Origin of the sequence: Streptomyces sp. NRRL F-5630, from assembly GCF_000719475.1 — a bacterium.
Classification (GTDB): Bacteria; Actinomycetota; Actinomycetes; order Streptomycetales; family Streptomycetaceae; genus Streptomyces.
The window spans coordinates 157,692-181,334 of sequence record NZ_JOGO01000016.1; the positions used below are offsets into that span (position 1 = coordinate 157,692).

Annotated in this window: 16 protein-coding genes, 2 tRNA genes and 1 pseudogene; 12 read left to right on the top strand and 7 right to left on the bottom strand. The window is 74.1% G+C overall.

The genetic code is table 11. The features are described 5' to 3' along the window. Window positions 1-365 precede the first annotated feature (365 nt). The 4 genes from IF99_RS0110690 to IF99_RS0110705 all read left to right on the top strand — a co-directional run bounded on the left by IF99_RS0110690 (window position 366) and on the right by IF99_RS0110705 (window position 5,417). On the top strand, window positions 366-1,202 hold the full coding sequence (locus tag IF99_RS0110690) for a glycoside hydrolase domain-containing protein (protein ID WP_030996159.1): 837 nt from the start codon (window positions 366-368) through the stop codon (window positions 1,200-1,202). A gap of 442 nt (window positions 1,203-1,644) precedes the next feature. After that, window positions 1,645-2,289: a SigE family RNA polymerase sigma factor gene (locus IF99_RS0110695; RefSeq protein ID WP_078655048.1), complete on the top strand. Its 645-nt coding sequence runs from the start codon at window positions 1,645-1,647 to the stop codon at window positions 2,287-2,289. 477 nt (window positions 2,290-2,766) lie between these two features. Continuing rightward, window positions 2,767-4,416 (top strand): long-chain fatty acid--CoA ligase, encoded by a 1,650-nt coding sequence (locus IF99_RS0110700; RefSeq protein ID WP_030996161.1) that lies wholly within the window; start codon window positions 2,767-2,769, stop codon window positions 4,414-4,416. 242 nt (window positions 4,417-4,658) lie between these two features. Continuing rightward, the gene (locus tag IF99_RS0110705; RefSeq protein ID WP_030996162.1) at window positions 4,659-5,417 is read left to right on the top strand and encodes a FadR/GntR family transcriptional regulator; all 759 of its coding nucleotides are present in this window, start codon (window positions 4,659-4,661) and stop codon (window positions 5,415-5,417) included. Between the two features lie 83 nt (window positions 5,418-5,500). Here IF99_RS0110705 and IF99_RS30710 read toward each other — a convergent pair. Then, window positions 5,501-7,152, bottom strand: a pseudogene (locus IF99_RS30710) (L-lactate permease). A 618-nt stretch (window positions 7,153-7,770) separates the two neighbouring features. On the opposite strand from IF99_RS30710, the gene IF99_RS0110715 reads away from it, so the two are divergent. Genes IF99_RS0110715 through IF99_RS0110725 form a run of 3 tightly spaced genes read left to right on the top strand, consistent with a single transcriptional unit; the run spans window position 7,771 to window position 11,026 of the window. Beyond that, on the top strand, window positions 7,771-8,592 hold the full coding sequence (locus IF99_RS0110715; protein ID WP_030996163.1) for a (Fe-S)-binding protein: 822 nt from the start codon (window positions 7,771-7,773) through the stop codon (window positions 8,590-8,592). After that, complete coding sequence (locus tag IF99_RS0110720) at window positions 8,589-10,370, top strand: LutB/LldF family L-lactate oxidation iron-sulfur protein (RefSeq protein WP_030996164.1); 1,782 nt, start codon at window positions 8,589-8,591, stop codon at window positions 10,368-10,370. The genes IF99_RS0110715 and IF99_RS0110720 overlap by 4 nt, the downstream gene beginning before the upstream one ends. Next, window positions 10,367-11,026: a LutC/YkgG family protein gene (locus IF99_RS0110725; RefSeq protein ID WP_030996165.1), complete on the top strand. Its 660-nt coding sequence runs from the start codon at window positions 10,367-10,369 to the stop codon at window positions 11,024-11,026. The genes IF99_RS0110720 and IF99_RS0110725 overlap by 4 nt, the downstream gene beginning before the upstream one ends. Before the next feature lie 139 nt (window positions 11,027-11,165). Here the strand turns inward: IF99_RS0110725 and IF99_RS0110730 are convergent, their stop codons facing one another. Beyond that, on the bottom strand, window positions 11,166-15,485 hold the full coding sequence (locus IF99_RS0110730) for a PAS domain-containing protein (RefSeq protein ID WP_030996166.1): 4,320 nt from the start codon (window positions 15,483-15,485) through the stop codon (window positions 11,166-11,168). 473 nt (window positions 15,486-15,958) lie between these two features. Next, a complete protein-coding gene (locus IF99_RS0110735) occupies window positions 15,959-16,417 on the bottom strand; it encodes an SSI family serine proteinase inhibitor (protein WP_030996167.1) in 459 nt (152 codons plus the stop codon). Window positions 16,418-16,739: 322 nt separating this feature from the next. Here IF99_RS0110735 and IF99_RS0110740 point away from each other — a divergent pair. Both IF99_RS0110740 and IF99_RS0110745 read left to right on the top strand, forming a co-directional pair. Continuing rightward, window positions 16,740-16,830: transfer RNA gene (locus tag IF99_RS0110740), tRNA-Ser, on the top strand. A 267-nt stretch (window positions 16,831-17,097) separates the two neighbouring features. Beyond that, window positions 17,098-17,170 (top strand) — tRNA-Arg (locus IF99_RS0110745). Between the two features lie 114 nt (window positions 17,171-17,284). On the opposite strand, the gene IF99_RS0110750 is transcribed toward IF99_RS0110745, so the two are convergent. After that, window positions 17,285-17,803 carry a hypothetical protein gene (locus IF99_RS0110750; protein WP_030996168.1) on the bottom strand — a complete coding sequence of 173 codons (519 nt, stop codon included), beginning with the start codon at window positions 17,801-17,803 and terminating at the stop codon, window positions 17,285-17,287. 200 nt (window positions 17,804-18,003) lie between these two features. Between IF99_RS0110750 and IF99_RS0110755 the strand changes: the two genes are divergently transcribed. From IF99_RS0110755 to IF99_RS0110765, 3 genes are all read left to right on the top strand, one after another. Further along, on the top strand, window positions 18,004-18,879 hold the full coding sequence (locus IF99_RS0110755; RefSeq protein WP_234340649.1) for a DUF2797 domain-containing protein: 876 nt from the start codon (window positions 18,004-18,006) through the stop codon (window positions 18,877-18,879). 239 nt (window positions 18,880-19,118) lie between these two features. Then, on the top strand, window positions 19,119-19,883 hold the full coding sequence (locus IF99_RS0110760) for a response regulator transcription factor (RefSeq protein ID WP_037826718.1): 765 nt from the start codon (window positions 19,119-19,121) through the stop codon (window positions 19,881-19,883). 664 nt (window positions 19,884-20,547) lie between these two features. Next, entirely contained in the window at window positions 20,548-21,324 is a 777-nt protein-coding gene (locus IF99_RS0110765) for a TetR/AcrR family transcriptional regulator (RefSeq protein WP_030996171.1), read from the top strand. Between the two features lie 184 nt (window positions 21,325-21,508). Here the strand turns inward: IF99_RS0110765 and IF99_RS0110770 are convergent, their stop codons facing one another. The 3 genes from IF99_RS0110770 to IF99_RS0110780 all read right to left on the bottom strand — a co-directional run bounded on the left by IF99_RS0110770 (window position 21,509) and on the right by IF99_RS0110780 (window position 23,537). Beyond that, on the bottom strand, window positions 21,509-21,979 hold the full coding sequence (locus tag IF99_RS0110770; protein WP_030996172.1) for a PPOX class F420-dependent oxidoreductase: 471 nt from the start codon (window positions 21,977-21,979) through the stop codon (window positions 21,509-21,511). A 50-nt stretch (window positions 21,980-22,029) separates the two neighbouring features. Further along, a complete protein-coding gene (locus tag IF99_RS0110775; protein ID WP_030996173.1) occupies window positions 22,030-22,539 on the bottom strand; it encodes a tetratricopeptide repeat protein in 510 nt (169 codons plus the stop codon). 179 nt (window positions 22,540-22,718) lie between these two features. Beyond that, window positions 22,719-23,537, bottom strand: coding sequence for a YceI family protein (locus IF99_RS0110780; RefSeq protein ID WP_030996174.1), 819 nt, complete (start codon window positions 23,535-23,537; stop codon window positions 22,719-22,721). Window positions 23,538-23,643: the final 106 nt, after the last annotated feature.

A 23,643-nucleotide genomic window follows, 5' to 3' on the forward strand; every position in this document is an offset into this window, starting at 1 on the left:
GCGTGTCGTGACGCGGGCGGGCGGTGGCGGCGTGTGGGTCGTGACAAGGGTGGCCGGTGATGACGGGCGGGCCACGACGCGGGGTGATGACGGTGATGACTGGGGCTTGTGTGCCCCGGCACGAGTCGTCGGGGGCGGCCGGCGGGGTGCTGCGCGGTCGGTGTGGCGTGACCCGAGGGGGAGGGGCCCTGTCTCCGGAGTGAGGACGGCGCCCCACGGTCCGCGCGAGCCTGTCGCGGCGGACGGCCCCGGCCCGCGCGGGGGCGCGTGGGCGGCGGAAGACGGGCAGACGAGGGAGTCGGCGCGAGGCGGGGTGTGTCCACCCGGAGGGCAGGGCTTGGAGAGCCTTGACTCGGGGGATGCGAATGCGACGACTCGCGGGCACGGTCCCGCTCCGGCTGGGCGTCCTGGGTTCTGTTCTCCTCCTTCTCCTCGGGGGTGCCTCTCCCGCATCCGGCGGGGAAGGGCCCGCCTGGTCGGCGCGCGGGGTGGCGACCTACACGGGGCGCGCCTTCGACACGTGCACCGCGCCGCCGCTGGCGACGATGCGGGCGTGGCGGGACTCGCCGTACCGGGCCGTGGGCGTGTACGTCGGCGGCCGGGCACGCGCCTGCCCGCAGCCGGAGCTGGACGCGGGCTGGCTGCGCGAGGTACGGGGACTGGACTGGTCGGTGCTGCCGCTCTACGTCGGCTCGCAAGCGCCCTGCGTCGAGGCCGAGAACAAGAAGAAGTACCGCCTGGGCGGGGACCCCGCGGGCACCGGGACGGAGGAGGGACGCGACGCGGTCCGGTCGGCGCGGGCGCTGGGGATCACCCCGCGCAGCCCGTTGTACCTGGACGTGGAGGCGTACGACGAGCGGCGGGCGGAGTGCGCGCGGGCGGTGCTCTCCTTCGTGCGGGCCTGGGACCGGGCGGTCACCGCGGAGGGATACGTACCGGGTTTCTACAGCAGCGCGGATTCCGGGGTGGCCCAGTTGGAGCGGGAGCGGCGGGCCGGGACGGCGAACCTGCCGGAGGTGATGTGGTTCGCGCACTGGACGGGAAAGGCCTCGCTCGACGCTCCAGGGGTACTGGCGCCGCAGGCGTGGACGCCCCAGCGACGCATCCACCAGTACAAGGGGAACGTGAAGGAGACGTACGGCGGAAAGACGCTCTCGATCGACAGGAACCAGGTGGACGCGCCGGTCGCGAGCCTCGGCTGAGCCGTTGCCCGGCTCGCTCCACCGGAGGGGAACGAGGCTCAACCCTGAGGGGGCCGGGGTGCGTCCTCCCCCTTCAGGAGGTGGTGCGGACCCCCCGTCCTACTCCCCAAGGGGGACGGGCGGCCGGGACCTGCGGGCGATCCCCGGCACGCGCCGCGCTTCTAGCGTGGGGGATATGACTGTGACCGAGGTCCCCAGGCGCCTTGCCGCGCCGGCCGCCGCACCGACCGCCCCCGCGCGCACCGCTCAGCGGTCCTCGCAGGCGTCCGTGCCCGCGTCCGCGGGTCCCCGGCCGTCCGCGGCGCCGGCGACCCCCGTACCCCCGCGTGGCCCGTCAGCCCCCCGCCCGCCCCGCATCTCCCCGGACCGCGACCGCGCCACCGCCCGCGCGATCGCGGACCACACGGCAACGGCCCGCAAGACGGAGGCGCGTAGGGCGGAGGTGCGTGGGACGGAGGCTCGTGGCAGAGAGGCCCCTCACGCGGAGGCTCGCAGGACCGGGGCCCGTACGAGCGCGGAGCCGGTCCCGGCCTCCGCGCCTCAGCCCGGCAGCGGGCGGGCCCGTGCCCGCTCCTCCCGCACCGCACCCGCCCTCCCCCTCACCTTCGAGTCCTACGTGCGGGCCCGGGGATCGGTGCTGTTGCGGACCGCGCGGTCGCTCACGCCGAATCCGTACGACGCGGAGGACCTCCTCCAGACCGCGCTGGCGAAGACGTACTCCGCCTGGGAGCGGATCGAGGACCACGGGGCCGTGGACGGGTACGTGCGCCGGGCGCTCGTCAACACGCGGACCTCGCAGTGGCGCAAGCGGCGCGTCGACGAGTACTCGTGCGCGGAGCTTCCCGAGCCCGAGCCGACGCCCGTGTCCGATCCGGCGGAGGCGCAGGCGGTGCGCGACGCGATGTGGCACGCGGTGCGCAGGCTCCCGGCACGGCAGCGGGCGATGGTCACGCTGCGGTACTACGAGGACTTGAGCGAGGCCCAGACGGCGGAGGTGCTCGGCGTCTCCGTGGGAACGGTCAAGAGCGCCGTCTCGCGCGCCCTCGCCAAACTCCGCGAGGACCGCGAACTGGTTTTGATCCGCTAACCCCAGGCCCGCGTGCCCACCCTGCGGCGCGCTCCACCTGGGTCCGCGCCGACCCCGCGCCCGGCCCGCGCGCTTGCCCTGCGGCGCCTGACCCGGGTCCGCGCCGACCCCGCGCCCGTCCTGCGCGCCTGCCTGGCGGCGCCCGACCCGGGCCCACCCCGAGCCCGCGCCCGGCCCGCGCGCTCACCCGGCGGCGCCCGACCCGGGGCCGCCCCGAGCCCGCGCCCGGCCCACGCGCCCGCCCTGCGGCGCCACCCCGGTCCGCCCCGAACCCGCGCCCGGCACGCACGCCTGCTCACCGCGCCCCGGTCCCCCCTTCGCGTGTTCCGTGAATCGATTGGCTGCCGCTAGTGACATACCGCCTGGTATGTGCGCAGAATCAGGCCACGACCCCCACGGGCCGCACAGCACCCCCACGGACCGTTGAGACGACAGAGCCGTTGCCTACAGGCGCGTAGCGCCCATCGGGAGGACGCCGTGCTGAGCACGATGCAAGAGACCCCGCTCCTGATCAGCAGGATTCTGGAGCACGGGCGGAGGATTCACGGGCGTTCGACCGTGACGACGTGGACCGGTGAGGCGGAGCCGCACCGCCGTACGTTCGCCGAGATCGGCGACCGCGCCGCCCAGCTCGCCCACGCCCTTCGTGACGAACTCGGAGTCGAACCCGGTAGTGTTTTGGGGACTCTGATGTGGAACAACGCCGAGCACGTCGAGGCGTACTTCGCGCTTCCGTCCATGGGCGCGATCCTGCACACCCTCAACCTCCGCCTGCCCGCCGCGCAGCTCGCCTGGATCATCCAGCACGCCGAGGACAAGGTGATCATCGCGAACGGTACGGTGCTGCCGCTCCTGGCGCCGCTGCTGCCGCAGCTGCCGGAGGTCGAGCACGTCGTGGTGTCCGGCGCGGGCGATCGCTCGGTGCTCGAAGGGACCGGGGTGCGCGTCCACGACTACGAGGAACTGCTCGCCGGCCGTCCGACCACGTACGACTGGCCGCAACTCGACGAGCGGGAGGCCGCGGCGCTCTGCTACACCTCCGGCACGACGGGCGACCCCAAAGGGGTGCTCTACTCGCACCGGTCGGTCTACCTGCACTCGATGCAGGTCAACATGACGCAGTCGATGGGTCTGACCGACCGCGACACGAGCCTCGTCGTCGTGCCGCAGTTCCACGTCAACGCCTGGGGCCTGCCGCACGCGACCTTCATGACCGGCATCAACATGCTCATGCCGGACCGTTTCCTCCAGCCCGCGCCGCTCGCCGAGATGATCGAGTCCGAGCGCCCCACGCACGCGGCGGCCGTACCGACCATCTGGCAGGGGCTGCTCGCCGAGCTGACGGCGAAGCCGCGCGACGTCGGCTCGCTCGGGCAGGTGACGATCGGCGGTTCGGCGTGCCCGCCCGCGCTCATGGAGGCGTTCGACCGGCTGGGGATGCGGGTCTGTCACGCCTGGGGCATGACCGAGACCTCGCCGCTCGGCACCGTGGCGCGCGCCCCGGGCACCGCCGACACCCCGGAGAAGGAGTGGCGCTACCGGCTCACGCAGGGGCGTTTTCCCGCCGGGGTCGAGCCGCGGCTCATCGGCCCGAACGGGGACGTACTGCCGTGGGACGGGGAATCGGCCGGTGAGCTGGAGGTGCGCGGCTCGTGGATCGCGGGGGCGTACTTCGGCGGCACGGACAAGGAGCCGGTGCGGCCCGAGGACAAGTTCAGCCCGGACGGCTGGCTGCGCACCGGGGATGTCGGTGTCATCTCGGAGGACGGCTTCCTCACCCTCACCGACCGGGCCAAGGACGTCGTGAAGTCCGGCGGCGAGTGGATCTCCAGCGTGGCGCTGGAGAACGAGATCATGGCGCACCCGGATGTCGCCGAGGCGGCGGTCATCGCGGTGCCGGACGAGAAGTGGGGCGAGCGCCCGCTCGCGACGGTCGTCCTCAAGGACGGCGCCACGGCGGGACCGGCCGAGCTGCGCGCCTTCCTCGCGGAGCGCGTCGCGAAATGGCAGCTTCCCGAGCGCTGGTCGGTGATCGAGTCGGTGCCGAAGACGAGCGTGGGCAAGTTCGACAAGAAGGTGCTGCGCGCGCGGTACGCGGAGGACGGGCTCGACGTCACGGTGCTCTGAGGCGCGGGGGCTGCACGGTGGCTCCAGGAGGCACGACGGCCTTTCCGGCCGGTACGGGGGCGAGGCACGGCACCTGCGCGACCCGCCCCGCCCCCCGTACGGTCTGGGCGCTCCGCCCCCAACCCAGGCCGCCCGCCCGTACCGCACCCACCACCGCACAGCCCCCGCCCACAGGTCCGACCATTCCCCGTGTGTGACATAGATTGGGGGACCTCACGTCGGTTCCTGTCGGGGAGGTGCGCATGGCCGCGGAGTGGCGACCGGTGCGGCAGGCGCGTACCCATGAGCTGGTTCTGGAGCGCATCGAGGAACAGGTGCTCACCGGAGAGCTGAAGGCCGGCGACCGGCTGCCCCCCGAACGCGAACTCGCCCCGGCGCTCGGCGTCTCGCGCTCCGCGCTCCGCGAAGCGCTGCGGGTGCTGGAGACGATCGGGGTACTCGTCGCCCACCCGGGGCGCGGTGCCGACGCCGGCGCCAGGATCGTACGGAACCCCGACGACGCCCTCGGCCGTCTCCTCCGCCTCCACTTCGGCCTCGGCAGTTACCGCCTGGAGGACGTGCTGGAGGCCCGCGTGGTCCTGGAGCGGTCCAGCTTCGAGGCCGCCGCGCGGCAGGCGGCGCCCGAGGAACTCGACGAGGCCGCCGGCATCCTCGGCCGCCTGTGCGAACCCGGCCTCGGCCCGGCCGAGTTCAACGAACTGGACACCGCCTTCCACGTCGCCGTCGCGCGGTCCTCCGGCAACCGCCTCGTCTCCACGCTCACCGCCGCCGTGCGCGAGTCCGTCCGCCCCCTCATCCTGCGTGCCCTCGAAGCGGCCGAGGACTGGCCCGCCACCGCGGCGGCCCTGAACGCGGAGCACACCGAACTGCTCCGCCTCGTCCTCGCCGGAGAGGCCACGGCCGCCGCCGACCTCGCCGAACGCCACATCCGCGGTTTCCACGGCACGCTGGTGAACGACGAATCGGCCGAGCCTGAAGGCGAGGCGGACGGCGAGCGGTAGAAGCCGGTCCCACGTGAAACAGGGGGAGCCCCGACTCCTGGGGCCCCCTCATGTTTCACGTGAAACAACGTCGCCCCGCTCCCTCACGCGAGCATCCACGACAGCACCGCCGTGGACTGGAGATACACCAGCGCACACAGCACGAGCAGCATCCCGAGGCTGTACTTGGCGACCTCGCGGAGCAGGACGCGTTCGCTGCCCGGCTCCTCGACGGCGGTCGCTGCGATGGTGAGGTTCTGCGGGCTGACGAGCTTGCCGACGACGCCGCCGGAGGAGTTGGCGCCGACGAGGAGGGTCGAGTCGATGCCCGCCTTGTGGCCCGCCGTCTGCTGGAGCGTCGCGAAGAGCGCGTTGGCGGAGGTGTCGGAGCCGGTGACGGCCGTGCCGAGCCAGCCGAGGATGGGTGAGAGGAAAGCGAAGGCGCCGCCCGCCGCCGCGAGCCAGGTACCGATCGCGACCGTCTGACCGGACTGGTTCATGACGTAGCTGAGCATCAGGACGGTCGCGACCGTGGCGATCGCGCCTCGCATGGTGACGATCGTGCGCCCGGCGGTGCGCAGGCTGAGCCTCGCCGACATCGGGTACTGATCCTTGTCCTTGACCAGGCTGTAGACGATCGTCACGAGGACGCCCGAGACGATCAGCAGCGTGCCCGGGTTGGCGAGCACTTCGAGCGAGTAGACCGCGCTCGTCGACGGTGTGCCATCCCGGGGTGACGATCTCGCCGTGGAGCCCCGGCCACTCCCACCTGATGTTCGCGACGCTCAGGATGCCGGGCATGTCGAAGCCGCCGACGTCGATCTTGGCGACGGCGAAGATCGCGATGACGAGGACGTACGGGAGGACGGCCAGTGTCACGCGGCGGGCGGGCAGCCGCTCCGCCTCGACCCGCGAGCGCTGGTCGTCCGGCGTGCGCGGCTGCCACCAGCGCAGCATGAGCACGCCCGCCGCGAAGCCGGCGAGGGAGGCGACGACGTCGGTGAGCTCGTAGGCGAAGTGAGCCGAGCACCAGTACTGGGCAACGGCGAAGACCAGGCCGACGACGAGCGCGACGGGCCAGAGCTGACGGAGCCCGCGCCTGCCGGTCGATGAGGGTGCGGAGCAGCAGCGGCACGAAGAGGGCGAGGAGCGGGCTCTGCCGTCCGATGACGGAGGCGATGTCCTCCGGCGGGATGCCGGTGAGGTTCCCGGCCGTCGTCACCGGGATCGCCATGGCGCCGAAGGCGACGGGCGCGGTGTTCGCGACGAGCACGGTGATCGCGGACTTGAGCGGGGGCAGACCGAGCGCCATGAGCATCGCCGCGGTGATCGCGACGGGCGCGCCGAAACCGGCGAGCGCTTCGAGCAGGCCGCCGAAGCAGAAGGCGATGAGCATCGCCTGGACGCGGAGGTCCCCGCGCCCCACCGCGTTGAAACAACGTCGCAGGTCCTCGAAACGGCCGCTGACGACAGTCAGTTCGTAGAACCAGAGGGCCGCGACCACGATGAGCATGATCGGGAGGAGGCCGGTGAGCAGCCCTTGGCTCGCGGAGAGCAGGGCCAGCCGGACGGGCATGCCCATACCGAAGATGCCGACGAGCAGCGCGGCGACGAGTGCGCCGAGGGCCGCCTGAAGGGCGGGGCGGCGCACGACCATGAGGAGCACGAAGAAGACCGCGAGCGGGACGAGCCCGAGCAGCGCGGTCCCGGCGAGGCTGCCGCCGACGGCGTGCACGTCCGGGGTGAACGAGGCCAGGGAGAAGCCATTCGTTCCCGTGCCCGGTACGGGGAGACCGGACGGCGCGGTACCCGGTACGAGGAGGCCGTTCGTCCCAGTGCCCGGTACGGGGAGGTCGTTCGTTCCCGTGCCCGGTACGGGAAGGCGGGACGGCGCGGTGCCCGGTACGGGGAGGCCGTTCGTCGCGATGCCCGGTGCCGGGAGGCCGGAGACGGCGGTTTCCGGGGCCGGGGCATCGAGGGCGGGCCCGGCGCCCGTGGCCCGGAGGGCCGTCAGCAGGGAGGCCACAAGATGCTCCTCGTCGAGTCTGTGCGCCGCGCTCCTGCCGTACCGCCCGGATGGCATCTCGGGACCGGGCCGCGGCCGTTCGGGCAGGCGGGAGCCGGTCCCCTCGCGCGTCACGGGAAACGGGGGCGTCGGGTGTGGCAGGGAGGTGGACTACCCGAGAAGTAGCGCACCCCCTGAAGTCCTATGTCAATAAGGTCCGACCAAAGTGTTGTCGACCACTCATTGCTCCACATGGCGTCGCAACCGCGGCGGCAGGGGTTCCAGGGCGGTATGGTCGGACCGTAAATCATCCATACTGCCCCCCGTACGGCTCCGCCCCGCGTACGGGCCGCGTACGGGAAGGCCCTCATGCGCATCGGACTCTTCGCCACCTGCCTCGGCGACACGATGTTCCCCGACGCCGTCTCCGCGACAGCCGTGCTGCTCACCCGGCTCGGCCACGAGGTCGTCTTCCCGCCGGGCCAGACCTGCTGCGGGCAGATGCACGTCAACACCGGCTACCAGCGCGAACCGGTCCCCCTCGTGCGCAACTTCGCCGAGCAGTTCGGGGACCCCTCGCTCGACGCCGTCGTGATGCCCTCGGGATCGTGCGCCGGCTCGGTGCGCCACCAGCACGAGATCGTCGCCGAGCGCTATGGCGACGCCGCACTGCGCCAGGGCGTCGCGACCGTCAAGGCGAAGACCTACGAACTCTCCGAGCTCCTCGTCGACGTGCTCGGCGTGACCGAGGTCGGCGCCTGGTTCCCCTACCGCGTCACGTACCACCCCACCTGCCACTCGCTGCGGATGCTGCGCGTCGGCGAGAAGCCGCTGAAGCTGCTCCGCGCCGTCGACGACCTGGACCTCGTCGAGCTGCCCGAGGCCGATTCCTGCTGCGGCTTCGGCGGCACCTTCGCGGTCAAGAACGCGGACACCTCCTCGGCGATGCTCGACGACAAGGTCGGCAACGTCGTGGCGACGGGCGCCGACGTCTGCACGGCGGGCGACTCCTCCTGCCTCCTGCACATCGGCGGCGGCCTCTCCCGCATCCAGGCCGGTACGCGCACCCTCCACCTCGCGCAGATCCTCGCCTCGACCCGCACGACCCCGCACGTCCTGCCGGGCGTCCCGGCCACCGCGCGCGCGACCCCCGGCGGCGCCCTCGCCACCACCCCGGAGGTGACCCGATGAGCACGACGTTCCTCGGCCTGCCCAGCGCCCCGCCCCGCGCCCCGTACGGCGTGGGCAACCTGCGCGGCGACAAAAAGTTCCCGAAGGCCGCGCACACCGAACTCCAGAACACCCAGCTGCGCGGCAACCTCCACAAGGCGACCCACACGATCCGCGCCAAGCGCCTCGCCGTCACCGCCGAACTCCCCGACTGGGAGCACCTGCGCGACGCGGGCTCCGCGATCAAGTCGGACACCCTCAACCGCCTCCCGGAACTCCTCGGACAACTGGAGGAGCGGGTCACCGCGCGCGGCGGCACGGTCCACTGGGCGCGCGACGCCGTCGAGGCGAACGAGATCGTCACCCGCCTCGTCCGCGCCAAGGGCAGCGAGGAGGTGATCAAGGTCAAGTCCATGGCCACGCAGGAGATCGGGCTCAACGAGCACCTGGAGGCCCAGGGCATCACCGCACACGAGACCGACCTCGCCGAGCTGATCGTCCAGCTCGCCCACGACAAGCCCTCGCACATCCTCGTCCCCGCGATCCACCGCAACCGCGAGGAGATCCGCGAGATCTTCCTCAAGGAGATCCCCGGCGTCGACCCGGAGCTGACCTCCGTCCCCGCCGAACTCGCCGCCGCCGCGCGCGCCTATCTGCGCGAGAAGTTCATGACGACGAAGGTCGCCGTCTCCGGCGCCAACTTCGGCATCGCCGAGACGGGCACGCTCGCCGTCGTCGAGTCCGAGGGCAACGGCCGCATGTGCCTGACCCTGCCCGAGACGCTCATCACCGTCATGGGCATCGAGAAGGTCCTGCCGAGCCACCAGGACCTGGAGGTCTTCTTCCAGCTCCTGCCGCGTTCCTCGACCGGCGAGCGCATGAACCCGTACACCTCCCTGTGGACCGGCGTCACCGAGGGCGACGGGCCGCGGGAGTTCCACCTCGTGCTCCTCGACAACGGCCGCACCGCCGCGCTCGCCGACAAGATCGGCCGCGAGGCGCTGCACTGCATCCGCTGCTCGGCCTGCCTCAACGTCTGTCCCGTCTACGAGCGCGCGGGGGGCCATGCCTACGGCTCGACCTACCCGGGCCCGATCGGCGCGGTGCTCACCCCGCAGCTCGCGGGCATGGACGCGGCCAAGGACGACCCCAACGCCTCGCTGCCGTACGCGTCGAGCCTGTGCGGGGCGTGCTTCGACGCCTGCCCCGTGAAGATCGACATCCCCTCGCTGCTCGTCGAACTGCGCCACCAGAAGACCGAACAGGCGGGCACGACGGCGGAGTCGCTCGCGATGAAGGCGGCGGCGGCCGTCATGGCACGACCCGCGCTCTACACGAGCGCGCAGCGCGCCGCGGGGCTCGGCCGCCTCGTCGCGGGCCGCGACGAGAAGATCAAGCACCTCCCTGCGCCCTTCGACGGCTGGAGCGACAGCCGCGACACCCCGGCCCCTCCCCGGCGCAGCTTCCGTCGCTGGCTCGACTCGGCGGAGGGCCGCGAGGCGCTGCGCGCCGCGAAGGCGGAGGGCGAGGCGTCCCGCGCAGAGGCGGAGCGATCCGGTACGCAGGCGGAGCGATCCGGTACGGAGGCGGAGCGATCTGGTACGGAGGCGGAGCGATCCGGTACGCACGCCAAGCGACCCGGTACTCAAGCGGACGCGTCCTCTGCGCAGGCGGACGACTCGTGTGCGGGTGCCGACCCGTCCCGTACGCAGCCCGACGCGTCCCCCGCGCACGCCGAGGCACCCGCCGACACGGCCGCCGAGATCCGCGACGACCAGGACAAGGGCGAGAAGGCATGAACGAGACCACCCCCCAGGCCCGGACGGGCACCGCGCGCGAGACCGTCCTCTCCCGTGTCCGGGACGCCCTCGCGCTCGCGCCGAAGGACCCCGTGGCCGTCCCCCGCGCCTACCGCACGGGCCGTACGCTCCCGGACGCCGAACGGCTCGCCCTGCTGACCGACCGGCTCCTCGACTACAAGGCATACGTGCACCCCTGCACCGCCGCCCGGACCGCCGCGACCGTCGCCGAGGTCCTCCGCGCGCGCGGCGCGCGCCTCGTCGGCGTCCCCGCCGGGCTCGACCGCGCCTGGCTCGCGGACTTCGACGGCGAGGCGCGCACCGACAGCCCCGATGTCCCCGCGCCCGAACTCGGCGAGCTGGACGGCGTCGTGACCGCCTCGGCCGTGACCTGCGCCGAGACCGGCACGATCTTCCTCGACGGCAGCGCCGACCAGGGCCGCCGCGCGCTGAGCCTCGTCCCCGACCTGCACGTGTGCGTCGTGGATCTCTCCACCGTCACCGTCGGGGTCCCCGAGGCGATCGCGCGCCTCGTCCCCGGCCGTCCCACCACTCTCATCAGCGGTCCCTCCGCCACCTCGGACATCGAACTCGAACGCGTCGAGGGCGTGCACGGACCGCGCACGCTCGACGTCGTCATTCGCACAGACGTCTGAGATCGGTCCGGAGTGCCGGAAAGGGGCGAATCCGTTGAGGATTCGCCCCTTTCGTGTGAGTGTGCAGACGGACGGTTGACGTAAGGGTGGGGCGGGCGAGGGAAGAGCGGGTGCGGACCCGCCCCCGTACCGAATCGCCCTAATTGGTCCCGATCTTCGTCAGCAGATCCACGATCCTCGTCTGCACTTCCTCATTGGTCGAGCGCTCCGCGAGGAAGAGGACCGTCTCGCCGGTCGCGAGCCCGGCCAACTCGCCCGTACCCATGCCCGGCGCCGTGTAGACGACGAGCGGCGTGTGGTTGAGCTGGCCGTTCGCGCGCAGCCAGTCGATGATCCCGGCGCGGCGCCTGCGGACCTGCATGAGGTCGAGGACGACGAGGTTCGGCGGCACCTGGCTCGCGGCGGCGACCGCCTGCGCGTCGTCGGCGGCGCGCGTGACCTGCATCGCGCGCCGTTCGAGCGCTGTGGTCAGCGCGCCCGCGAGATCGTCACGCTCCTCGACCAGGAGGACGCGCGGCGGGTGCTGCTCGCTGTCGCGCGGCGCGAGCGCCTTGAGGAGCACGGCCGGATCGGCGCCGTACGCCGCCTCGCGCGCCGCCGCCCCGAGCCCCGCCGTCACGAGGACGGGCACCTCGGCCGCGACGGCGGCCTGCCGCAGCGACTGGAGTGCCGTGCGCGTGATCGGCCCGGTGAGCGGGTCGACGAAGAGCGCGGCCGGGAAGGCGGCGATCTGCGCGTCCACCTCGTCGCGCGAGGAGACGACGACAGGGCGGTAGCCCCGGTCGCTCAGCGCGGCCTGCGTCGAGGCGTCGGGGGCGGGCCACACGAGCAGCCGCCGAGGATTGTCGAGCGGCTCGGGCGGCAGCTCGTCGTCCTGCGGGCGCGGGGCGGGCCGGTTCGCGACCTCGACGGCCCCGTTCGGCCCGTCGAGCGGCTCGGGCCCCTCGGCCCCCGCGTCGGGTGCCCCGATCGCGTACGAGCGCCCGTGCTCCTGCCCGGCGAGCCGCTGCTGCGCCGCCGTGGAGGCGTGCGTCTCGGCGGGACGCGGCGACGCGGGCTGCGGCGGTACGGGCTGCGCGGGAGCGGCCTGCGCCGGTCCGCTCCGCGCCGGTCCGTTCTGCGCGGGCACGGTCTGCGGCGGTACGGGGGGCTGCGGGGGGGCCGCGAGCGGCGGGTGGGGCGCGGAGTCGGCGGCGGCCGGGTGCGGGCGCGCCCCGGTGCTCTCCTGGTCGCCCGTGTGCGGCGCGGGACGCGAGACATCCGCCGTCCCCGTACCCGCCGCGCCCGTCGCGCCCTCGCGGTCCTGCGGTGTCGCGAGCTTGCGTCGCCTGCCGGGGCCGTGGGACCCGGTGCCGTGCGCGGGGGTGCCGGGCGCGGGCTGGCCCTGACGGTGCGCCAGGCGCGCCTGCCGCAACTGCTGCGCCGCCTGTGCGGGCAACTGCCCGGCGGCCGGGCGCGGACCGCCGATGCCCTCGTCGAAGGGCACCCCGGCACCGAGCGTGCGCACGCTGAACGCCCGCCCGCTCCGCGTCGTCGCGCCCTGGTGGTCCTCCTCGCGCCCCGCCACCTGCTCCTCGGCGGGCAGTGCCGGGGAGAGCGTCTCGGGCGATTCGGCGGGCGGTGCGGTGGGCGATTCGGCGGCGGGCGCGGCAGCCGGATCGGCCGCCTGGGCCGCCGGGGCGGCAGCCGGACCTGTGACCGGCTCGGCGGGCGGGGTGGCGGCACCGCCGTGGTACTGCCCGGCTCCCGGCACGTGCGTCGTGGGCCCCTGCGCGGCGGACCCGGCCTGCGGCCGCGCCACGGGCGGGGCGACCGGCGGGGCCACGGGCTGCGCCTGCGGCTGCGGCGGCGCGGCGATCGGCGGCTGGATCACGCCGTACGCGCCCCCGGGAACGGCGGGCGACGGTGCCTCGGACACGACCTTCGCGACGTTCCCGGCGGCCGGGGGCCGCAGCGGGGAGGCCGGAAGAGCCGGTGCGGGCGTCGTGTCCTCCGCGTCCTCGGCCGCGGGCGGCAGCGCGAACGGCACGCGGGGCCCCGTCTGAGCCGCCGCGGCCTCCTCGGCGGCACGGGCCGCCGCACGCCGCGCCCTGCGCCCCTGCGGTGCCCCCGCGTTCTCCGCGGGCGCCGCCTCGACGGCGAGCGGCTGGGCGCCCCCCGCCTCGGGCCCGGCGGCGAGCGGCAGCGCGGGAGCGAGCGCCGACTGCGCGGCCCCGACCCGTACCGGCATTCCACCCGGCGGCACGCTCACGGGACCGAGCGAGGCGGAGACCGCGGCGGTCCCCGCGGCGTGCTCGGCCGCGGTCACGACCGCGCTGTGCGGCAACGCGTGCCCCGCCCCGTCGGCGGTCCCGCCCGGCCCCGCGACCGCGAGGGCCGCGCCCGGCGCGCCCGACGGGCCCGCGGGCAGTGCGAACGGCGAGCCGCCCGCAGGCCCGCCGGCCTGCGCCCCACCGGGCGCGGGAAGGGCCACGGCCCCCGCGGCCCCGCCCGCCGTGTCCTCGGCGTCCGGCCCGCCCGCGCCCTCCGCCGAGGGCCTCCGCCGCCGTCCGGTCGGGCGCGTGTCCGTCGTCTCGGCGGCGCTCCCGAGGAAGGCGTCCACGGAGGAGCGACGCGCGCGGCGCCGCCCGTGCCCGGCCGTCGTGCTGTCGGCGTCGCCCGTGCCATCCGCCGCACCCGTGCCGGTGCCGCCGCCGTCCGTACCGCCGTCCGCGCCCGCGTCGGCCCGCGGCCCCACCGGTGCCGCCACCGCCCCGGCGCCCTCGCCGAGCGGTACGTCGAGCACGTACGTCGCGCCGCCCATGCCCGGGACCGCGTGCGACTGGAGGACGCCGCCGTGCGCGCGCACGATGCCCGTGACGATCGGGCCGTGCACCGGGTCGCCGCCCGCGTAGGGGCCGCGCACCTCGATCCGCACCGCGTCACCGCGCTGCGCCGCGGCCACCACGATCGTGGAGTCCACCCAGCCCGTGTTGACGAGCCCCTGGCGCGCGTTGCCCGTCGCGTCGATGCCCGCGACGTCGGCGACGAGGTGCGCGAGCGCCGTCGCGAGCCGTTCGGGATCGACCTGCGCCTCGATCGGCGGCGCGTGCACCGCGAACTGCGCGCGGCCCGGCCCGATCAGCTCGACCGCCCCGTCGACGCCCGCCTGGACGACCGCGTCGAGCATGACGTTGCGCCGGTGCAGCGTGTCCGTACCGACATCGAGCCGCTGATAGCTGAGCACGTTGTCGACGAGCGTGGTCATCCGCGAATAACCGGCGGTCAGGTGGTGAAGGATCTGGTTCGCTTCCGGCCACAACTGACCGGCCGGGTCGTCCGCGAGGGTCCCCAGCTCCCGCCGCAGTTCGTCGAGCGGCCCGCGCAGCGAGGTCTCCAGCACGGCGAGCAACTGCTCGTGCCGCGCCGCGAGCGCCTCGAAGCGGTCCTTCTCGCGCTCGGCGAGCGCCGCGTACCTGTCCTGCGCCTGCGCCGCGGCCTCCTCGTGCCGCGACTCCAGCTCGGCGATCCGCGCCTCGTAGTCCTCGGTCAGCCCGGTGACCTCGGCCGCGTGCGCCTCGCGCAGTCCCGCGACCTCGCTCGCGTGGCTCTCGCGCAGCTCCGCGCTCTCCGCCGCGTGCCGCTCGACCAGTTCCTCGTAGGCGCGCCGGTCGGTGAAGGTCATGACGGCGCCGACGAGTTGATCACCGTCGCGCACGGGGGCCGTCGTGAGGTCGACCGGGACCTTCTCGCCCTTCTTGTTCCACAGCACCTGACCGCGCACCCGGTGCTTGCGCCCGGAGCGCAGCGTGTCGGCGAGCGGCGACTCGGCGTACGGGAACGGCGTGCCGTCGGCGCGCGAGTGCAGCACCAGCGGGTGCAGCTCGCGCCCGCCGAGGTCGCTCGCCCGGTGCCCGAGGATCTGCGCCGCCGCCGGGTTGACGAGCACGACGTGGCCCTCGGTGTCCGTCCCCACGACACCCTCGGCCGCCGCGCGCAGGATCATCTCCGTCTGCCGCTGCGAGCGGGCGAGTTCGGCCTCGGTATCGACAGTTCCGGTCAGATCGCGGATCACGATCATCAGCAACTCGTCGCCGGAATAACGCGAAGCGTCCTCGTACGGACCCGAGTACGTGCCCGGGGACTGGGCGGCGGGGTTGATGCTCGCGCTCGTGACCTCGACGGGGAACTCGCCGCCGTCCGTACGCCGCGCGATCATCCGCAGCGGCTTCGTACGCCCGCGCTCGTCCCGCGCGTCGGGACGGCGCATCGAGCCGGGGATGAGCCGGGAGTCGAACTCGGGGAGCAGGTCGAGCAGTCCGCGCCCGACGAGCGCCGTGCCCGGCGACTCCAGAGCCTGGAGGGCGATGGTGTTCGCGTTGACGACCGTGCCGTTGGTGTTGACGAGCACGAGGGCGTCGGGGAGGGAGTCGAGTATGGCTGCGAGGCGAGCAGTGCCCCGGGATGGCCTGCTGCTCACGACGAACGTTCCTCCCTGCCGTTCCGCGGGACCGCGCCTGCGGCTCCCCGCCCTGCCCTCCCGGACCGTCCCGCCGGCGGCCCGCCCGGGCCATCGTGCCGCGCGGTCCGCGACGTGTCACGCCTGGGAGTCTACGGGCAGCGGCGCCCGCTCGTACGAGGGAGCCGGGAGCGGTCGTACGAGGAAGTCGTGAGCATCCCGCGCGGAAGCGGCGACGGCCCGTGCGCGGGAGCTTCGCGAGGTGGCGGCGCGGGGACCGGGGACGGGCGAAGGGAGGGGGAGCGGGTCGGCGGGTCGGGAGCCGGGGCGGGCGGGGGACGTGTGGGGGCGCGTACGGGGTCGACACGCGCGCCGGGTCGCGTGTGGGGCGCGCGTGCCGGACCGGGCGTGGGGGGCGGGTGAGAAGCGCGTGGGGGTAGGCGTGCCGGGCCGCGTCGGGTCGGAGCGCGTCGGCCCACGCGCGGCGTACAGCTCTAGACGGCGCCCGTCCCCGCCTCGCCCTGCGCGGGCAGCAGCGGTACGAGCCTGTCCCAGCGCGCGATCTCGCATCCGTTGGCCCGCGTGAACGTGGTGTCGACGGGCCGCCCGGCCCACTCCCCGGTGACATGCGCGGTCCGCGACCCGCCGTACTGCATCGTGCAGATCGCGTCGGACGGTACGGGCGCGAAGGTGTCGTGCCCCCACACGGTCGCCTTGTCGAGCCGTGCGCAGGCGGCGCGGGCGTCGGGGTGGTCGCCGCCGGTGGGGTGGCAGCGGAGTTCGTACCGCGTGACGGGCCCGCCGTCCTCCTTCACCTCCACGTGGAGCCGGTCACCCCGCACCGGCCCCGCCACGGAGACGGCGGCGGCCGGCCCGGCCCCGGCGCCGAGGCCCAGGAGGCAGCCGAGGAGGAGCAGGGAGGAACGGGAAGCACGCGGACGGAAGACGGACATGAACCCTCGCTCAGGCCAGGCGCGCGGCACGGTGGCCCCGTCCCGCATCAGCGTGCACAACGGGAGGGGGCGGGGGGAGGACACGCGGGGTCTTCGGCGGGGAGGGGGCTCGCGACGGCGGGCGACGGCGGGCGGAGAGGGCGCGCGACGCCGCGCGACCAGCGGTGGAGCGCCCGCGCACGCCCCGGGAACGGGCGCCGAAAGCTCTTTGCCCCACCCCTTGCCGCCTAGTACCGTGGGTGCCGATTGGTGGCAGCCCGCACGGCTGTGTCATCATCTCCACGCACCCGCAGGCGCTCGTTCGCAGGCAGGTGTGGCTTTTGGAGGCGTCGCCTAGTCCGGTCTATGGCGCCGCACTGCTAATGCGGTTTGGGGCTTACCCCCCATCGAGGGTTCAAATCCCTCCGCCTCCGCAGCACCCTCAGGGCCCCGCTCGTCCCCAGGACGACGGGGCCCTGAGGCGTTCCCGGCCACGGAAGCGGAGGCTCGGGGGCGCCGGGGAGAGGGTGGCGCACGGGGTGCTCCAGGGAGGCGCTTCGGCGCGCGCGGGCAACCCCCGAAAACAGCCGTACGCCCAGCTCAGACCAGGTATGCGATACGGATTTCGCGTCCGGGCGACCTTCATGTAATGTTGTTCTCGCAAGGCCGCCGGGGGACAAAAACCCAGGCGCCGAGCACAAGCACTCGTAGCTTAACGGATAGAGCATCTGACTACGGATCAGAAGGTTGCAGGTTCGAATCCTGCCGAGTGCACACAGGGAAGAGGCCCCGGAGAGATCCGGGGCCTCTTTGTGTTGCGTGGGCGGTGTTCCGGGGCGTCTTCTCGTCTTCGCGTACAGGGGTGGTCCTGACGGGTGGGGTGTGGCGTCAGTAGGTCCAGCGCCAGGCGTTTGAGCGGTAGGAGCAGGTGATCGGGGTGCCGGCGGCCGTGGTGGTGCGGGCGCCGTGGTCGGTGTTGCGGCAGAACTGGCCCGCCGCGTAGCAGTTGCCCGCGTCGGAGACGATCGAGCAGGTGCTGGTGCCGCTTTGGGCCGTGTCGCTGTCGCCGCTGTTGCCCGAGCCGGTGGTCGCACGGGCGGTTCTGGTGACCGTGACGGTGACGGTGGGGGCGGGTTCGGGCTTGGCCTTCACCGTCGTGGTGACGGTGGGCGCGGGCTCGGGGGTGGCCGTGGCGGTAACGGTCGCCCGCGCGGTCACGGTGGTCGCGGGTGCCGCCTTCGCCGCAACCGTCTCCTGGTCGCCGGCTCCGGCGGAGCCGATGAGCCCGCCGGTGAGCAGGAGGGCCGTGCCGCCCACCCAGACGAGGACGCGCTTGTGCAGGGGGCGCGCGGGGCCGGGCCCCGTGGTGGACGGCTCCGGTGTGCCGTACGGGTGCGGGCTGTTCATCTGGTCCCCCCCCCCGGGAGCGCTCTTGGTGAAGTGGGACGACGGTAGTGAGCCGGTGGGGAATGTGGGGGCGATGTGGGGGAGATGTGTCCTCTTCGTGATCCGCGCCGTTGTGCGGACGGACGAGGATCGGGGGCCCCGGGTAGTACGTGGGAGGTGGCGGGGGTCCGTTGTCAGTGGCTTCCGTTACGGTCGGCGCGATGGAACGTGGTGGGTGGTGGTGTGCCGGGGCGCGGTGGGAGGCGTCCGGGCGAGTGGGGCTGCGGTGGGTGGGGGAGCGGGTCAGCGGGCTCGGCGCGGGGGAGCGGGTCGGGTTCCGGGTGGTGGGTGAGCGGCGGTGCCTCGGGGTGTGGCGGGGCGGCCGGTGGCGCGAGTGCGGCCGGGGGGCCGTGCTCGGGGAAGGGGGTGCGCGGGCGCAGTGCGAGGAGTGCGCGACGCTGGACCGGGTGCGGTCCGTGGCGGCGGATACGTACGCGGACGACCCGCGCCCGTACCGCGTGTACCTGGCGTGGTTCGGGCCGGGGCTCGTGAAGGTCGGGATCACGGGGGCGGCGCGCGAGGGGGTGCGGCTGCTGGAGCAGGGTGCGCTCGCGTACTGCTGGCTCGGGCAGGGGCCGTTGATGGCGGCGCGGCGGGCCGAGGAGGTGGTACGGCACGGACTGGGGGTGCCGGACCGGATTCCGTACGCGCGCAAGCGGGCGGCCCGCGGGGGCGGCGGCGACTGCCGGGCGGAGCTGGGGCGGACGCATCGGGCTGCGCGGAGGCTTGCCGGATGGCCGGAGACGCTGGCGCCGCTGCCCGGTGAGGTAGTGGAGCACGGCGGCTTCTTCGGGCTGCCGCTGCCGTACGGGGGGTTCGTGCGCGGGCTGCGGGACGGGGCGGTGCTCGTGGGGACGGTACGGGGTGTGGCGGGTCCCGATGTTCACCTCGATGTCGCGGGCGAGCCCGGGACCGTCGTGCTGGACACCCGGCGGCTCGCGGGGTGGTGCCTCGCGGGGGTGGGAGAGGACGAGGTGACGACGGCGGGACTCGTCGAGCGGGTGGGGGAGGGAGGAGAACAGGGGGAGTTGTTCTGAGGGCCGCCTGCCTCCGGTCCGTGCGGCTGCCTGCGGGAGGCTTCCGGCCCGGCCTGTTCCCCACGTTGGCGGAGGTCCACCACAACCCCAGGGCCGCCCCCGACACCCGTCCCTCCGCGTTCTTCCGGGCCCCTCTTTGCCTACGCTCACCCTCCCTTTGCCACCGCCCGACGGATTTCTCAGCGAAATCACAGATTCGCGCAAGGGGCCTCTCAGAGGGGACGCACAGGATGGGGCGCATGACCACGATTCCGCCCCAGGGGCACACCGAAGCGAGCGTGGACGGGCGTCCCGTCCGGGTGCTCGTCGTGGACGACGAGACCAATCTGACCGAGCTGCTCTCGATGGCTCTGCGCTACGAGGGCTGGGAGATCCGGACCGCGACGGACGGCGCGGGCGCGGTGCGCGAGGTGCGGGGGTTCCGGCCGGACGCCGTCGTACTCGACATGGTGCTGCCGGACATGGACGGGCTCAGCGTGCTGCACCTCATGCGCCGTGAACAGCCCGATACGCCCGTGCTCTTCCTGACCGAGAAGGACGCCGCCGACCGCGTCGCGGGGCTGACCGCCGGTGGCGACGAGTACGTCAGCAAGCCGTTCAGCCTGGAAGAGGTCGTGGCGCGGCTGCGCGGGCTCATCCGGCGCGCGGGTGCCGGGCGGCGGTCCACCTCCGTCCTCACGGTCGGCGATCTCGTACTCGACGAGGACAGCCACGAGGTCTCCAGGGGCGGTACGCACATCCATCTCACCGCGACCGAGTTCGAGTTGCTCCGCTACCTCATGCGCAACCCGCGGCGGGTGCTCAGCAAGGCGCAGATCCTCGACCGCGTGTGGAGTTACGACTTCGGCGGTCAGGCCAACGTCGTCGAGCTGTACATCTCGTACCTGCGGCGGAAGATCGACCGGGGCCGCGAGCCGATGATCCACACCCGGCGCGGCGCGGGATACCTCATCAAGCCGGCCGAACTCCCCGCCACTGCCGCCGTCCCCGCCGGACGCCACTGACCGGACTCGATCGCGCCGAACGCGCTCTCGCGCAGGGCTCCCGCGCACCGGCCGTACCGGGCCCCGCACGCACTGGCCTCCGCACCGGGCCCGCTTGCAGCGGCTTCCCGCGCACAGGCCGTACCGGGCGCGCCCGTACTGGCCGCACCGGGCGCGCCCGCACCCCGCCCCGATGCACCACCCGCCCCAGGCACCCCGCCCCTCAACCTCCTCCCCGCGACGCCGACCACCCCGGACGCCGCCCCGCGCGTCCGCCCGCGCCGGGCCTGAACGCCCCGCACCCATCCCTCACTTCACTCGCAGGGATGAAAGCGGGCGCGGGCCGGTTTCGGGGTGGTCCGTGCCGTGCAGGCTCTGCGCGACAGCCGCTCACCCGCGGTTCACCGCCTGGCGGTCCGCCCCGCCGGCGCCCTCGCGGTGTCCCGCCACGCCTCACCGGCCCCACCCCTCCACCCCGCTTCCCGCCCCGCCGAACGTCCCCTTCCGTGAGGGCCGCTCGGCCCGGTCCGTGCAGGTCGCGGGGGCGCGAGGGCAGACGTGGGCGAGGACAGGGCGCATCATGGGGTACGCGGTCCTCAGCGGTCCGCACACCCGTGCGGGGCGCGGGTGGGGCCGGCAGGGGCCGCTCCGGCGGCGGAGGTGAGGGCAGCGTGGTGAGGTGGGCATGGTGAAGGGGCGCGCCGTGGGTGCTCCGCGGGCGAGCGTGTGGCTCACGGACGCCGCCGCCCGGACACGTACCCGCAGGAGCGAGCAGCCCTCCGGGCTCGACCGTGAGCGCATCACGGCGGCGACGGTGCGGCTCCTCGACCGCGAGGGGCTCGCGCGGTTCTCCATGCGGCGGCTCGCCGGTGAGCTGAAGGTCACCGCGATGTCCGTCTACTGGTACGTGGACACCAAAGAGGACCTGCTCGAACTCGCCCTCGACGCCGTGGTGGGCGAGCTGACCGTGGGCCCCGAGGGCCTGGAGGGCGACTGGCGGCAGCGGCTGCGGGAACTGGCCCGCGCCTACCGCGCGATGATGGTCCGCCACCCGTGGGTCGCCCCGCTCATGGGCAGCTATCTCAACATCGGCCCGTGCTCGCAGGCGTTCTCACGCCGTATGCGCGCCGTGCTGCACGACTCCGGGCTCGGCGCCAGGGAGCAACTCGGCGCGCTCTCCGCCGTCTTCCGTTTCGTCTACGGGTTCGGCGCGATCGAGGGCAACGTGATCCGCCGCTGCCGCGCGGCGGGCCACACGCAGGACGAGTACTACCGCGAAGCGATGGGCTCGATGGCGCGTCGTCCCGAGTTCGTCGAGTCCTTCGGCGACACCGAGGAACTCTTCGGCCCCGAGGGCATGGGCGGTGGCGTCGCCGAGATGCGCGAGCGCGATTTCGCCTTCGCCCTCGACCTCCTCGTCACCGGCATCGAGGCGATGGCACGGGAGACGGCCGCCACCTGAGGGCGGGGAACGAACGGCCGCGCGGACAGGTACGGGTGAGGCGCCCGGCCCGACCGCCGAGTCCCCCACCCGGCGCCTCCCGCGCCGCGCCCGCGCACCCGGCGCCTCCCGCGCCCTCGCGCACCCGTTCCGCCGCGCCCCCGCGCACCGGCCCCCGGCGGCCCCCCCGCCCCTCGCGCCCCCCTCAGTCCTCCTCCACCAGCCTCGCCGGGAAGCCGCCCGTCGCCACCGGGCCCCAGCGGGTCGGCGTGACGCGGATGATCGACTTGCCCTGCTTGAGCATGGCGGCCCGGTACTCGTCCCAGTCGGGGTGCTCGCCGGAGATGTTGCGGAAGTACTCGACGAGCGGTTCGACGGAGTCCGGGGCGTCGATGACCTCGGCCGTCCCGTCGACCTGGACCCAGGGGCCGCCGAAGTCGTCGCTCAGGACCAGGACGCTGACGCGCGGGTCGCGGCGCGCGTTGCGGGTCTTCGCGCGCTCCGGGTACGTGGAGACGACGATGCGCCCCGAGTCGTCGACGCCGCAGGTCAGCGGTGAGCCCTGGGGGGAGCCGTCGGCGCGGCGGGTGAGGAGGATGGCGTGGTGCCGGGGCCGTACGAACTCGAGCAGCCCGGCCAGGTCCACGGTGGTGTTGGTCGCGACGGAAGGTGCCATGGCGGGGAGCCTACGCCCGTCGCCCTGTCCCGCGACGGGACCGGGCGTCCTCACTCCGCGCGTGCCGCCTCCCCCATCAGCCGCGCGTAGTTCGCCATCGAGCGCTGGTAGCGCGGCAGGTGCGGGGCGAGCGCGGCGACCGCCTCGGCGACGCCCTCGCGGGCACGTCCCGCGTCGGCGAGCGCCAGGGCGAGCACGGCGGACAGCGCGTCGCTCAAGTGGTCCTCACCGTGGGCGCGTTCGGCGGTCAGCAGACTGATGGCCTCCTCCGGGTCGCCGAGCGCGCGCCGGGAGCTGGCGAGCTGGATGACGGCGCGGCGGCGGCGCTCGCCGGGCAACTCGCCGCGCAGCGCCCGCCGGTAGAGCGGTACCGCCTCCTCGGTGCGGCCCACCGAGTCGCGTGCCGCCGCGCGCTCGAAGAGCGCGACGGGGTGCTCCGCGCCCAGCTCGGCGGCGAGCGCGTCGGTGCGGGCGAGGAAGTCCTCGGGGGCGAGGGAGTCGATACGGGACCACAGCGCGGCGTTGCGGCCCTCCCAGTCCTGGGCGGTGGGAGCGGTCATGGCGGCGGCACGTCCTTCCGGGGGCGGTACGGGTACGGGGCGCCCGGCCACGTACCGGCGGTCGGCGGGCCCGCCACATACCGGAGCGGCCGTCACCGTACCGGCTCGGGCCGCCGCCGCGCCTGCGATAAAGCGCGCCCCCGCCGCAGCGGGAGCGCGCCTTCTCCGGCCGGGACCGGTCACATCTGGGGCAGTTCCGCTCCCTGGACCGCCTGGATGTCCAGTTCGACCCGCAGCGTCGTGCCGATCGCGGCGATGCCCGCCTGGACGACCTGGTTGTAGTTCATCTTGAAGTCCTCGCGGTGCAGCTCCGTCGTCGCGCGGAAGGCCGCGCGGGTGCCGCCCCAGGGATCGGCGCCGGTGCCGAGGTAGCTGAGGTTGAGGGCGACGGGGCGGACGACGCCGCGCATCGTCAGCTCGCCCTCGACGGTCCAGCGGTCCTGGCCGGCGGGGACGACGGCGGTGGAGCGGTAGGTCAGCTCCGGGTAGCTCTCGACGTCGAGGAAGTCGGCGGAGCGCAGGTGGCCGTCGCGCATCTCGTTGCCCGTGTCGATCGACGCGGCCTCGATCGTCGCGCTGACCTGCGAGCGTGCGACGTCCTCGGAGATGTCGATGCGGCCGCTGAAGCGCGTGAAGCGCCCGCGGACGCTGGAGATGCCCAGGTGCTGCGCGACCGCGCCGACCGCGGAGTGCACCGGGTCGATCGACCAGGGGCCCGGCGGCGGCAGCTCGGTGCCGCCCTGGCGGGCGAGGACGACGGTCCCCGCCTCCGCGCGCCCCGAGGCGGTCACGAGCGCGGTCGAGGCGGCCGGCGCGTAGCCCACGGCAGTGACGATCACCGTGTACGGCCCCGGCTTGAGGTCGGTGGCGTCCTGGACGTCGCCGTCGGTGCCGGCCTGTGCGCGCAGCACCTGCGTGCCGGTCATATCGGTCATCGTGACGACCGCGTGCGGTACCGCCCACCCGTCACGGGTGCGGATACGAGCGCTGAGTCCCATCCGTTTTCATTCTCCTTGCCCCCCGGGAGCGCGCCCCCGGCGTCCGTACGACGAAATGCGGGCCCCGGTGCGCGGTGGTGGCCGGCCGTCCCCTGCCGGCCGCCGC

Coding starts and splice junctions, on each gene's coding strand:
- IF99_RS0110690 (WP_030996159.1), top strand. CDS start 366: ATGCGACGACTCGCGGGCACGGTCCCGCTCCGGCTGGGCGTCCTGGGT.
- IF99_RS0110705 (WP_030996162.1), top strand. CDS start 4,659: ATGGCCGCGGAGTGGCGACCGGTGCGGCAGGCGCGTACCCATGAGCTG.
- IF99_RS0110715 (WP_030996163.1), top strand. CDS start 7,771: ATGCGCATCGGACTCTTCGCCACCTGCCTCGGCGACACGATGTTCCCC.
- IF99_RS0110720 (WP_030996164.1), top strand. CDS start 8,589: ATGAGCACGACGTTCCTCGGCCTGCCCAGCGCCCCGCCCCGCGCCCCG.
- IF99_RS0110725 (WP_030996165.1), top strand. CDS start 10,367: ATGAACGAGACCACCCCCCAGGCCCGGACGGGCACCGCGCGCGAGACC.
- IF99_RS0110735 (WP_030996167.1), bottom strand. CDS start 16,417: ATGTCCGTCTTCCGTCCGCGTGCTTCCCGTTCCTCCCTGCTCCTCCTC.
- IF99_RS0110750 (WP_030996168.1), bottom strand. CDS start 17,803: ATGAACAGCCCGCACCCGTACGGCACACCGGAGCCGTCCACCACGGGG.
- IF99_RS0110755 (WP_234340649.1), top strand. CDS start 18,004: ATGGAACGTGGTGGGTGGTGGTGTGCCGGGGCGCGGTGGGAGGCGTCC.
- IF99_RS0110760 (WP_037826718.1), top strand. CDS start 19,119: ATGACCACGATTCCGCCCCAGGGGCACACCGAAGCGAGCGTGGACGGG.
- IF99_RS0110765 (WP_030996171.1), top strand. CDS start 20,548: ATGGTGAAGGGGCGCGCCGTGGGTGCTCCGCGGGCGAGCGTGTGGCTC.
- IF99_RS0110770 (WP_030996172.1), bottom strand. CDS start 21,979: ATGGCACCTTCCGTCGCGACCAACACCACCGTGGACCTGGCCGGGCTG.
- IF99_RS0110775 (WP_030996173.1), bottom strand. CDS start 22,539: ATGACCGCTCCCACCGCCCAGGACTGGGAGGGCCGCAACGCCGCGCTG.
- IF99_RS0110780 (WP_030996174.1), bottom strand. CDS start 23,537: ATGGGACTCAGCGCTCGTATCCGCACCCGTGACGGGTGGGCGGTACCG.